Genomic DNA, 11,472 nt, shown 5'->3' with positions numbered 1-11,472 from the left:
GCCTTACGTGGGTCGTTTCGCCTGCGACTGGCATCGACTTGCAACCACAGACCCGCACGCGGCCCAAGCCAGTGTACGAGGCGTGGCGCCCGCTACGGGAGCCGCTGGGCCACGAAGCAGTCGACCAACTCCGAAGCAACCTCTTCGGCTCGGCACCACCGGGGCGAGTGCAGCAGGCGTCGAGCCCGTGCCACCTCGTCGTGACGGACGCCGGGCACCGCCAGGAGGCCTTCGAGCACATCTGCCGACAGGCGGCTCTTCAGCTCTTGCATGTGGTCTGTCGCCTCCGGCCGTCTCTGGACCTGTCGCCCGCTGTTCATCAACCCAGAGGATCGGTCCGCCGGATTACCACCTTGAGTGGTGGTCCGACCAAACCGTGCCGCAAGGTGCGCGCTGCGACGGCGGCGATGACTACGCCGGCTCCCCCGCTCCGCAGCGCGTGCGCCGCCGCGGCCAACGTCGTGCCCGTCGTGCACACGTCGTCGACGAGGAGGACCCGGGCACCGACGGCGGTGCGGGCGCGCGCGTTCGGCCGGAGGTTGGGGCGTCGGCGGCGCTCTTCAGCTGACCGCCCCGTCTGGGGCGGACCCGGCCCGCGGTGGAGCAGCCCGACACAGGGGCGACCGAGCTCACCTGCCACAGCTTCCGCCAGCAGGCGCGCCTGGTCGAAGCCGCGCCCCCGCCGACGACGGGCGGTGGTGGGCACCCACGTGACGATGTCGATGTCGGCGGCGTCGACGTGCGCGGCCAGCGCAGCGGCCAGCCAGGGCAAGGACGCCCGGGCGTTGCGGTACTTGATCCGCGCCACCAGCTCGCGGCCGGGCCCGTCGTAGGCGAGCAGCGCCACCAAGGAGGAGAGCCCCGCAGGCGGCGGCAAGGGCGGCGGACGGCGCAAGGCGGCCAAGCACCCGGCGCATGGCGACGGGCCGGGCCGTGCGCAGGCGCCGCAACGGGGCGGCGCCACCGACTCGCCCACCCGTCTGAGAAAGCGGCGCCGAGCGGGCGCCCGGGCACGGGGGCGTGCGCCACCGCCGGTCGCGCCGAGCAGCGCCGGGGGGCCGGGCAGCACCGCCGCAAGCGTGGCGACGACGACGAAGGCGGCGGCAACCGTTATGAGGCCGGCCAGGATCAGGAGTGCACCAGACAGCATGAGACGCAGTATGACGAGAGGGTGTGACAACAAGGCGTTGCGCGGACCGGTCACCCGCGGCGCGCCGTTGGTCGTTCTCGAAGGCCTGCGGCCGCCGAGGCAGGCGCTGTGCTCATTGGTCGCCTCGCCTGTCGGCTCGGCTCCTAAGCCGGCGGTGGCATGGAAAGGCGTTGGGCGAGACGGTGCGGCGGCCCTACCCTCGGCAGTCGTGCTCACGATTCCCACCACACAACGGGGGCGGCGCTTCGCCCAGCTGTTGGTGGGCTTGACGACATTCGGCGTCGGCCTCGCCCTCATGGTGCGAGCGGAACTCGGCCTCGGGCCCTGGGAGGTCCTGCACCAGGGCCTGTCGGAACGCAGCGGGCTCACCATCGGCACGGCGGGCATCCTCGTGGGGATCCTGGTGATGCTGGCGTGGGTTCCGCTCCGGGAGCGCCCGGGCGTCGGCACCGTGCTCAACGTCGCCGTCGTCGGTGTCGTCATCGACCTCACGCTGGTCGTGGTCGACGACCTTTCCGGGACCGTGCTGCGCTGGGCGATCCTCGCCGTCGGCATCGCCCTCGTGGGTTCCGGCACGGCCCTCTACATCGGCGCCGGGCTGGGCCCCGGTCCCCGCGACGGCCTCATGACGGGCTGGTCGCGGCGCAACGGCACGTCGCTGCGCGCCGTGCGCACCACCGTCGAGCTGGGCGCCCTCGCCGTGGGGTGGGCGTTAGGCGGCCAGGTGGGCCCCGGCACGGTCCTGTTCGCCGTCGCCATCGGCCCGTTGCTGCAGGCAGTGCTGGGCCGGGTCACGATCCCGGCGCCGCCTCCAGCCGAGTAGCGGCAAGGGATGCGACGTAAGGCGGCCGCAACACGCCGACCTCGGTGACGATGGCGGCCACCAAGGCGGCCGGGGTCACGTCGAAGGCCCGGTTCTCGACGGCGATCCCTGCCGGAGCGAGTCGGTGTCCACCGATGGCAACGACCTCCTCGGCGCCGCGACGTTCGACCGGGATGGCGGCGCCGTCGGGGCACGCGAAGTCGATGGTCGACGTCGGCGCAGCCACGTAGAAGGGGATGCCGTGGTGGTGCGCCAGTACCGCCAGTCCGTAGGTGCCCACCTTGTTGGCGACGTCGCCGTTGGCAGCGATGCGATCGGCGCCGACAACCACGCAGTCGACGTCGCCGCCGGCCATGAGCGAGCCGGCCATCACGTCGGCCACGAGCGTGGCGGGGATACCGAGCCGGTCGAGTTCCCACGCCGTGAGGCGGGAGCCTTGGAGGACGGGGCGAGTCTCGTCGACCCAGACAGACGGCTTCCTGCCGTCCTCGTGGGCGGCGCGGATCACGCCGAGGGCGGTGCCGTACCCGACGCAGGCGAGGGCGCCGGCATTGCAGTGGGTGAGGATGCGTCCCCCGTAGGGGACGAGCTCGGCGCCGAAGCGGCCGAGCCGGCGGTTGCACGCCACGTCGTCCTCGGCGATGCGCACGGCCTCGGCGACAGGGTCGTCGGCAACCGCGGCGAGCCGGGCACCCCATGCCAGGTTGACCGCAGTGGGGCGGGTGGCGACCAGTTGCCGCGCCGCCGCCTGCACGTCTTCTCCTCGGACCGACGCCAGCGCCACGCCCATCGCGCCGGCGGCGCCCAAGGCGGGCGCACCCCGCACGGCCAAGGTGACGATTGCCTCGCACAACTCGTCGACCGTGTGGACGTCGAGGAAGGCCAGCTCGCCCGGCAGACGGCGCTGGTCGATGAGCCGCACGTGGTCGCCGCGCCACTCGATGGTGGGCGGGATCGGGTCGGCCGCACTCATCGCAGCGCCTCGCACGTGGCTCGCACGCCCGCCTCCACGCCGCCCTCGGCCGCGTAGGCCGCCGACCCCAACAGCATGAGCAGCCCCTCGCCGCCGGCCGCTTCAGCCTGCGCCCGCACGTTGTGCGGACCGATGCCGCCGCCCACGATGGCGGTCGCGCACGCGGCGTTGCCGAGCGGGCGGCGCACGGCGTCGAGTTGGGCGCGCACCTCTTCGTCGGAGTCGAACAGCTTCCCGCCGAAGGAGCCGACGAGCACGTAGTCGGCGCCGCACAGGCGGGTGAGCATGGCGAGCACGGCGGACGACACGCCGAAGCGGTCGTTGCGGGTCCACGGCCCGGACCCCACCCGGTGCGCCAGGATCGGCACCCCGAGGTCGGCCTCGCGTAGCGCCAGCACGGCATCGAGCCCCTGCGCGAACGCGTTGACCATGACGCCGCCTGCGCCGCGGTCGACGACGCGCCGGGCGCGGTCGAGCAGCTTCGTGGAAGGGCCGGTGATGTTGGGGAAGTACTGCACGCACGGGTGCAGTACGTCGGCCACCGCAGCCACCCGCTTCGTCAACGGGCACCAGTCGGGGTCACCGAGCAACTCGTCGTCCTTGACCAGTGTCGCCCCACCCGAGGCGATGGCTGCGGCGACCTCGGCTGCTTCGTGCGGCCGCAACCCCAGCGACGGCTTGAGGATGGCGCCCACGCCGACCCCGGGACGGGCCGGGTAGGCGGGGCCGGGCAGGAAGCCGTCGGGCAGTTGCAGGTCGACCAGGCGGCAGCGGGTGAACGCCCGCGTCTCCACGCCCTCGCCTGCCACCAACGCCGAGATCAGCAGCGGGACGTTGCGGCCCCAGTTCGTTTCCGGGAACTCCAGGACGGCGACGCCGTCGGCTTCCGACACCACGTGCCCCCGCACGAAGGCGGGGCCGTCGGGCATGCCCAGAGACTCCTCGAGGGCAAGCGCCTCGGCCGAGCCGTGCGGTTCCAACTCGAACGTGGCCCGGATCACCTCGTCAAATGTACGGGCGAAATTCGAGTGCGGCGGACGGCATGGCTCCGTACCGTCGGGGCCGAAGGTCGTTGCCAGCAGCCCGGTTCGGCATCGCCCACCGTCGTCCTGCACGTCGGCCGCCTTCTCCTGAGTAACACCTGTGCCCCACAGCACAGGCAAACGGGTGCGAATCCCGACCGGCCCGGTTGGAGGGCCGCCAAACGTCGTACGGCCTGCAGGGTTCGCCCTCCGCCGCTGCGACGTGGCCCTCCAGCCGAGCACAACCCGAAACGGACAACGAACGATGACAACGCTCGCTCTCACCATCGGCATCACCGCGGCGGCGGCCGCTGCGGTCTGGCGCGCCCTCGTGCGCACGACCGTGGTGTACGAGGGCCACTGCGCCGTGCGCTACCGCCGCGGCGTGGTGGCCGAAGTCCTCGAGCCCGGGCTGCACCGCACATGGCGGCCTTCCTCGCGGGTGGAGGCCGTGGACCTACGCCCGCAGTACCAGAAGGTCCCCGGCCAAGAGGTCCTCACCGCCGACGGGGTTGGACTGAAGCTCAGCCTGGCGGCCGTGTACCAAGTGGCCGACGTGCGTGCGGCGCTGGCCGCGGCGGCGAGCTACCAGCAGGCGGCCTATCTGGTCCTGCAGCTGGCGCTGCGCGAAGTGGTCGGTGCGCGCTCGATCGACGAAGTGCTGTCGCAGCGCGGTGAGATCGGTGCCCAGCTCGCCGAGGTCGCCTCCGGACCGCTGGCAGCCATGGGCCTTCGGCTCCAGTCGTGCGACGTCAAGGACGTGATGTTCCCCGGCGAGCTGCGGCGAGTGTTCGCCCAGGTGGCCGAGGCCCGTCAGGAGGGGTTGGCGGCGTTGGAACGGGCGCGAGGCGAGACCGCGGCGCTGCGCAACCTGGCCAACGCCGCCAGAGCAGTGGCTGGCAACCCGGCCCTGCTCCAGCTGCGCATGCTCCAGGCCATGGAGGCATCGACCGGCCACACCTTCGTGATCGGTCGAAGCGAGGGGTCGCTCCCCTGAAGGGAGCGGCCCCTCAGGTGCCGACGGTCCAGGAGTTCAGGTACTCGTCCTGCTCGGGGGTGAGCCGGTCGACCTCGACGCCCATGGTCTCAAGCTTCAACCGGGCGATCTCCTTGTCGATGTCGCGGGGCACGTCGTAGACGGCGGGCTCCAGCGACGAGCCCTGCTTGAGCGCCCACTCGGCGGCGAGGGCCTGGTTGGCGAAGCTCATGTCCATGACCTCGGCGGGGTGGCCTTCGGCGGCGCCGAGGTTCACCAGGCGGCCTTCGGCCACCACCAGCACGCGGCGGTCGCCGTCGAGCAGGAACTCCTCGACCATGGGCCGGACCTCGCGGCGGCGCTCGGTGCCCGCCATCTCGCCCAACGTCTGCAGGTCGATCTCGATGTCGAAGTGGCCGGAGTTGGCGAGGATGGCCCCGTCCTTCATGACCTCGAAGTGCTGACGGCGCAGCACGTCGCGGTTGCCGGTGACGGTCACGAAGATGTCGCCCTCACGGGCGGCTTCGTCCATGGTGACGACGCGGAAGCCGTCCATCACCGCTTCCAGGGCGCGCAACGGGTCGATCTCGGTGACGTACACCTGGGCGCCCATGCCGCGGGCACGCGATGCGACGCCCTTGCCGCAGTAGCCGTAGCCGGCCACGACGACCTTGCGGCCCGCCAGCAGCACGTTGGTGGCCCGGATGATGCCGTCGAGGGTGGACTGCCCGGTGCCGTAGCGGTTGTCGAACATGTGCTTGGTGTCGGCGTCGTTGACCGCCACGATCGGGTAACGCAGGGCGCCGTCGGCCTGCATGGCCCGCAGGCGGATCACGCCGGTGGTGGTCTCCTCGGTGCCTGCGATGACCTCGGCCACCTGCTCGGAGCGCTGGCTGTGGAGCCGGCTCACCAGGTCGCAGCCGTCGTCCATGGTGAGCTGCGGGCGCTCGTCGAGCACGGCGTCCATGTGGCGGAAGTAAGTCTCGGTGTCCTCGCCCTTGATGGCGAACACGGCGATCCCCTCATCGCGCACCAGCGAGGCGGCGACGTCGTCCTGGGTGGACAGCGGGTTGGAGGCACAGATGGCGACGTTGGCGCCGCCGGACTTGAGGGCGCGCAGCAGGGTGGCCGTCTCGGTGGTGACGTGCATGCACGCCGCCATCGTCACGCCGTCGAACGGGCGTTCCTTGGCGAAGCGTTCCCGGATCGAGTTGAGCACCGGCATGCGGCCTGCGGCCCAGGCGATGCGCTGCTTGCCGAGGTCGGCCAGTGCCGAGTCGGCGATGTCGAAGTTCATGTAGTGCCTTCCGTGAGTTGTCGCTTCAGATCGGAGAGGGCCGGAACAGGACCGGGGTCGATGCCCTCTTGGTACGCCAGGTGGAGCGAGACGAAGTCGCCGAACAGCACGAGGTCGAGGAGCTGGGCCAAGTCGCCTTCGCCCTCAGCCCGGACCTCCTCGATGCCCGCCACGACTTCGCGCAGCAAGTCGGCGACCAAGTCGAAGCGGCGCGTGACCTGCGGGTGCTCTGCGTCGTGACGCAGGTTCACCAGGGTAATGACCTGGCGGGTGACGTCGCCATGCTGGCCCCACCCCTGCACCTCGTTGTGGCACAGCTCGGGGTGCACGGCCCAGAAGGCCGGCGAGTTGGCGTTCTCGTTGACCTGGGTCTTCCACCGCTGGGCGACGGCGTTGCCGAGGGCGCCAGACGAGTGCATGAGCGGAATCGTGCGCCCGATGCGGCGGGCCAGGGCGGCCGCGTCGTTGTCGTCGGTGACCAGTGCGTCGCGACGGCGCTTGAGCTGGTCGACGGCCAGGTTGATCCACTGCGTGGCGCCCGGGAACAGGCCGATCTCTTCGAGCACGACAAGCGGGGGGACGGCCATGGCGCCCAGCCCGGCCCGGGGCTGGGGAATGGTGTCGGGGACGGGCAGCACGGGGGCGCCCCAGCTCGCGGCGAGCTTGCCCAGTTCGCCGCCACTGGTGACGACGACCATGCGGGCGCCCTGGATGGCGGCTTCGGTGGCGGCCTCGATGGTCTCTTCGGTGTTGCCCGAGAACGACACGGCGAACACCAGTGAGTGCTCGTCGACGAAGGCGGGCGGGGTGTAGCCCTTGACCACCACGACGGGCACCGGCATGAACGGGGCCGCCGTGGCCATGAGGACGTCGCCTGCGATGCCGCTGCCGCCCATGCCGAGCACGACGACGTTCTCGATCATGGACCGGTCGGGCAGGCCGTCGGCCCCCTTGGCGTCGACCGCTGCTTGTGCCACTTGCTCGGGGAGCCCGGCGGTGGCGTCGAAGATGTTCTGGGTGTCGAGGCGCTCGCGACCCACCGTCATGCCTCGAAGGTCGGCTTGACGCCTTCGGCCTCGGCCTTGGCCAACAGGCGGGCGTGCTCGTCGTCGCCCACCGTCTCGGCCTCGTCGACCAGCATCACCGGGATGTCGTCGCGGATTGCATAACGGCGCTTGAGGCGAGGGTTGTAGAGCGACTGCTCGCCTTCGAAGTACAGGAGCGGGCCCTTGTCGTCGGGGCAGGCCAGGATCTCCAGCAGTTGCGGGTTGAGGGACACGGTCACAGCTCCCTGATCATGGCGAGCACCTCGTCGGTGTGGGCGTCGCATTCTTCCCGGGTCGGGGCTTCGAGGTTGAGCCGCAGGAGCGGCTCGGTGTTGGAGGGGCGGAGGTTGAACCACCAGTCGCCGTAGTCGACGGTCAGGCCGTCGAGGCGGTCCTGCTCGGCATCGGTGAACGCCGCCGCGATCTGCTCGACGACGCCCTTGGGGTCGGCCACCTCGGTGTTGATCTCGCCCGACGCCGCGTAGCGCTCGAAGGGCTTGCGCAGCTCCGACAGCGGCTCCCCCGCCTTCGACAGGAGCTCGAGGATGACGACGGCGGCGATGAGGCCGGAGTCGGCCCGGTAGTTGTCGCGGAAGTAGTAGTGGCCTGAGTGCTCGCCGCCGAACAGGGCGCCGGTCTCGGCCATCACCTCCTTGATGAACGAGTGGCCCACCCGGGTGCGCACCGGGGTGCCGCCCTTCTCGCGCACGATCTCGGGGACCGCCTTGGAGCAGATGAGGTTGTGGACGATCGTCTCGCCCGGGTGCTTGTCGAGCAGGGTGGCGGCCACCATGGCGGTGGTCAGCGAGCCCGACACCGGCTGGGCCTTCTCGTCGACGAGGAACACGCGGTCGGCGTCGCCGTCGAAGGCCAGGCCCACATCGGCGCCGTTCTCCAACACCCGGGCCTGGAGGTCCTTGAGGTTCTCGGGCTGGATGGGGTCGGCCGGGTGGTTGGGGAACGAGCCGTCGAGCTCCTCGAAGAGGATCTCCAGCTCGAACGGCAGCTTGGCGAAGATGCGGGGGACCACCAGGCCGCCCATGCCGTTGGCGGTGTCGGCCACCACCTTGAGGGGGCGCAGGACGCCGGTGTCGACGAAGCCCACCACGTGGCGGCCGTACTCGTCGATGAGCTCGGAGGTGGTCACCGTGCCCGGCGTGCCGGTGGGGGCCAGGCCCTCGGCCGCCATCCGCTTGATGTCGCCCAGGCCGGTGTCCTGGCCCACGGGCTTGGCGCCCGCCAGGCACATCTTGATGCCGTTGTACTGGGCCGGGTTGTGCGATGCGGTGAACATGGCACCCGGCGCATCGAGGTGGCCGGCGGCAAAGTAGAGCAGGTCGGTGGAGGCCAGGCCGAGGTCGACGACGTCGACGCCCTGTGACGTGGCGCCTTCGGCGAACGCTTGGGCCAGGGCCACGCCCGACTCGCGCATGTCGCGGGCGACGAGGATGCGGGGGGCCTTGGTGAAGCGGGCGAAGGCGGCCCCGATGGCTCGGCACATGTCGGCGTCGAGCTGGTCGGGGACGGTGCCGCGGATGTCGTAGGCCTTGAAGACGGGGTCGAAAGACGGCATGTCGGGGGGCGAGCCTAGTGGCGGTGCCCTCGATCAGTCCCCTTCGCTGCCCCGCTCCATGGTGGTGGCCAGCTCCCGCTCCCAGGCGTCGTCGGCGTCGCCCCAGTCGGATGCCGGCGCCGCCCCTTCCTCCACCGGGCGCTCCGGCTCGGTCCGAGCCGGGTACTCGACCGGCCCGCGCCGCCACAGGAAGAACAACCCGGCGATGCCGAGGAACGTCAGCGCCCATCCCGTCAGGTCGACCGGGGTGTAGCCGTAGCTCAGCTTCACGTGGCGTTCGGTAGGGATCACCACCATCTGGTTGGGCGTGACCCGCCACACGCCCCGGGCGCCCGACGCTCGCCAGTTGGGGAAGTACGACGCCTTGACCAGGACCGGCGTGCCCACTCGGTCGACGTCGAACTCGATGGACTGGTCGTGTTCCTCGACGTTGGTGACGACGACCGGCGGCAACGGGCGCCGGGGCGGATCGCGGTCGGCCCCCTCCACCCGCTCCCACTCGCGTGGCCCGCCGGCGGCCAGCGGCACGTCCCAGCGGGCCGGGTCCTGATACCACTCGACCGCGGCGTGCTGCCATTGCTCGCCGCCCTTGGCCACGCCCGTCATCACCACCGGTTCGTGCTGGAGGGGGGCGACGATCTCGGAGCCCAGGATCTCGTAGGCCTCCCACACGCGGTCCTTGTTCTCGGTCTTGTAGGTGACCGACCACGGCGCCGATGTGCCGACGATGCGGACACCGGGGTTGGCCCGCGCCGCGTTCTTGGCCTCGTCGGAGAAGGCGAGGTAGTAGCGCACGCCGAGCAGGCGCAGGTGGTCGAGCCCGCGGTCGACGTCGAAGTCGTGGTACGGCAGCCCCCGCTGGGGCCGTGATGCGCCGACCGAGAGCTCGGATTGGTTGAGGAAGTGGTACGGCGTGGTGGCCGACGACTCGAAGAACAGGCCCTCGACGGAGCCGATGCAGCCGTTGGTCCAGTACGGCAGGAGCATGAGCGCCATCGGCGTGCCGAAGCGGTCCTGCTCGGACTCGTACTCCCACATGGCCCGCCCGCAGCCCACGTCGCGGCCCACCCGGTCCATGGTCGTCACGACGTCGCGGTACTCGGGGTAGGCGGCCTTGCCCTCGTAGCCCGTGTAGTTCCACTTCACCCAGTCGGGGATGAAGCTGCGGGTGGCCGAGTTGACCGGCAGCCACCACGGGTGCAGCGGGGCGGCCACCAGCACCACGGTGACGAAGAGGGCGACGAACGGCGTGATCAATGTGGCGACGTGCTCGGCCCGTCGCCTGCGGTCGACCAGTTCACCGGCGTCGAGGCCGTCGGCGGTGTCGGGCGTCTCGACCCACAGGCGTCCGAGCGCTCGGCCCACCTCGGCCACGGCCAGGCCCGCCAGCAGGTAGAGGGCCAGGATCCACAGCGGCAGCACCCGCCCGTTCCACAGCCTGCCCTGGGGCATGAACCGGAAGGCCAGCCCCCAGAAGACGGCCAACAGCGTGAGGAAGATCCCGGCCCGGCGGCGGAAGGCAATCGAGGCGATCACTCCGATGAGGGCGAGGACGAGCAGCCAGTCGTCACGGGCGCCGAACAGCGTCTCGGTGTAGGTGGTGAGCTTCTCCCACCCCATGTCGTTGGTGTAGGGGATGCGCATCAGGAACGGCAGCCACCACACGGCCCCGAGGCAGGCAGCGACGGCGGCCACGGGTACGGCGAAGGCCAGCAGGCGCCGGACGCTCAGGCGCATCAGCGTCAGGACCACGGCGCCCGAGATGGCCAGGAAGACCGGTACCACGTGGCACAGGCCGGTGATCGCCAGCAGCCCCGCCGCCCAGGCCCGTTGTCGGCCGGTTTCCAGGCCGCGGGCGTAGAGCCCCAGGAAGACGAGGGCCACGGACAGGGAGATCGAGAAGGAGAACTCGCCCGCCAGCGTGGAGGCGATGTTCCCCCCGTAGATGGTGAAGGAGCGGTCGAACAGGAAGGGCAGGGTGGCGATGCCCAGGCAGGCGGGGGCGGGCGAGGGCAGCCCGGCCAGCCGCCCGAAGGCGCAGGCGGCGATGGGTAGCGTCACCAGCCCCAGGACGGTCACGAGCTTGAACGCCATGCCGTAGGGCAGGACGACGTCGAGCAGCACGATGAGCAGCGTCGGCAGCGGGAAGTAGAACGTCGGGTACGGCATGCCCGCGTACCAGTCGGGCGCCCAGCCGAAGATCCGCCCGTTCGGCAGCAGGTGGTCGCGCATGTAGGCGGGGCCCCACACGTGGGCACCCATGTCGCCGCCCGCGGGCGTCGAGCGGGAGAACAACAGGTCGGGCCGCAGTTGGAAGAAGACGAACGCCGAGGCGGCGCCGATCACCAGGGCGGTGACGACTGTTGTAGCGGTGGGCCGGCGCATGGCGACCATGTTGCCGGCGGGGTGTGACAGTAAGGAGCCGGGGCCCCTCACGACGGTGCGGTCAGCGGCGGGCGGCGGCCAGTTCGAGCACGCCGGGGAGGGCGGTGCCTTCGCCGTCGGTGTCCCACCAGCGGGTGTCGCAGCGTGAGCAGCTGCGCATGGTTACCTTGCGCTCGGCCACGTTCAGGGCAATCTCGACCAGTCGACCGGCATGGCAACGGGGGCAG

At 71.1% G+C, this 11,472-nt stretch carries 11 protein-coding genes; 2 read left to right on the top strand and 9 right to left on the bottom strand.

Annotated features, from left to right (window positions below):
- Positions 1–92: 92 nt before the first annotated feature.
- Positions 93–272: a hypothetical protein gene (locus VM938_01810; protein ID HVF73758.1), complete on the bottom strand. Its 180-nt coding sequence runs from the start codon at positions 270–272 to the stop codon at positions 93–95.
- Between the two features lie 47 nt (positions 273–319).
- Complete coding sequence (locus tag VM938_01805; protein HVF73757.1) at positions 320–1,150, bottom strand: phosphoribosyltransferase family protein; 831 nt, start codon at positions 1,148–1,150, stop codon at positions 320–322.
- Positions 1,151–1,358: 208 nt separating this feature from the next.
- Here VM938_01805 and VM938_01800 point away from each other — a divergent pair, with 208 nt between their 5' ends.
- The gene (locus VM938_01800; protein ID HVF73756.1) at positions 1,359–1,973 is read left to right on the top strand and encodes a hypothetical protein; all 615 of its coding nucleotides are present in this window, start codon (positions 1,359–1,361) and stop codon (positions 1,971–1,973) included.
- On the opposite strand, the gene mtnA is transcribed toward VM938_01800, so the two are convergent.
- Together mtnA and VM938_01790 are read right to left on the bottom strand one after the other, a co-directional pair.
- Positions 1,942–2,946 carry an S-methyl-5-thioribose-1-phosphate isomerase gene (gene mtnA / locus VM938_01795; GenBank protein HVF73755.1) on the bottom strand — a complete coding sequence of 335 codons (1,005 nt, stop codon included), beginning with the start codon at positions 2,944–2,946 and terminating at the stop codon, positions 1,942–1,944. The genes VM938_01800 and mtnA overlap by 32 nt on opposite strands.
- Positions 2,943–3,947 (bottom strand): RuBisCO large subunit C-terminal-like domain-containing protein, encoded by a 1,005-nt coding sequence (locus tag VM938_01790; GenBank protein HVF73754.1) that lies wholly within the window; start codon positions 3,945–3,947, stop codon positions 2,943–2,945. Before VM938_01790 ends, mtnA begins: the two co-directional genes overlap by 4 nt.
- Positions 3,948–4,233: 286 nt before the next feature.
- Here VM938_01790 and VM938_01785 point away from each other — a divergent pair, with 286 nt between their 5' ends.
- Positions 4,234–4,965: a slipin family protein gene (locus VM938_01785; protein HVF73753.1), complete on the top strand. Its 732-nt coding sequence runs from the start codon at positions 4,234–4,236 to the stop codon at positions 4,963–4,965.
- 13 nt (positions 4,966–4,978) lie between these two features.
- Here VM938_01785 and ahcY read toward each other — a convergent pair whose 3' ends face one another.
- The 5 genes from ahcY to VM938_01760 are packed head-to-tail and all read right to left on the bottom strand — an operon-like array spanning position 4,979 to position 11,245.
- Entirely contained in the window at positions 4,979–6,241 is a 1,263-nt protein-coding gene (ahcY, locus tag VM938_01780) for an adenosylhomocysteinase (protein ID HVF73752.1), read from the bottom strand.
- Positions 6,238–7,287: a bifunctional phosphoglucose/phosphomannose isomerase gene (locus VM938_01775; protein HVF73751.1), complete on the bottom strand. Its 1,050-nt coding sequence runs from the start codon at positions 7,285–7,287 to the stop codon at positions 6,238–6,240. Before VM938_01775 ends, ahcY begins: the two co-directional genes overlap by 4 nt.
- Entirely contained in the window at positions 7,284–7,526 is a 243-nt protein-coding gene (locus VM938_01770) for a Trm112 family protein (GenBank protein HVF73750.1), read from the bottom strand. The genes VM938_01775 and VM938_01770 overlap by 4 nt, the downstream gene beginning before the upstream one ends.
- Complete coding sequence (locus VM938_01765) at positions 7,523–8,860, bottom strand: phosphomannomutase/phosphoglucomutase (protein ID HVF73749.1); 1,338 nt, start codon at positions 8,858–8,860, stop codon at positions 7,523–7,525. Before VM938_01765 ends, VM938_01770 begins: the two co-directional genes overlap by 4 nt.
- Positions 8,861–8,893: 33 nt before the next feature.
- The gene (locus VM938_01760) at positions 8,894–11,245 is read right to left on the bottom strand and encodes a hypothetical protein (protein ID HVF73748.1); all 2,352 of its coding nucleotides are present in this window, start codon (positions 11,243–11,245) and stop codon (positions 8,894–8,896) included.
- Positions 11,246–11,472: the final 227 nt, after the last annotated feature.

This window comes from Acidimicrobiales bacterium (genome assembly GCA_035536915.1).
Lineage (GTDB): Bacteria > Actinomycetota > Acidimicrobiia > Acidimicrobiales > JAHWLA01 > JAHWLA01.
The sequence above is the reverse complement of the archived record's forward strand: the minus strand, read 5'-3'. Positions and strand labels throughout refer to the sequence as shown.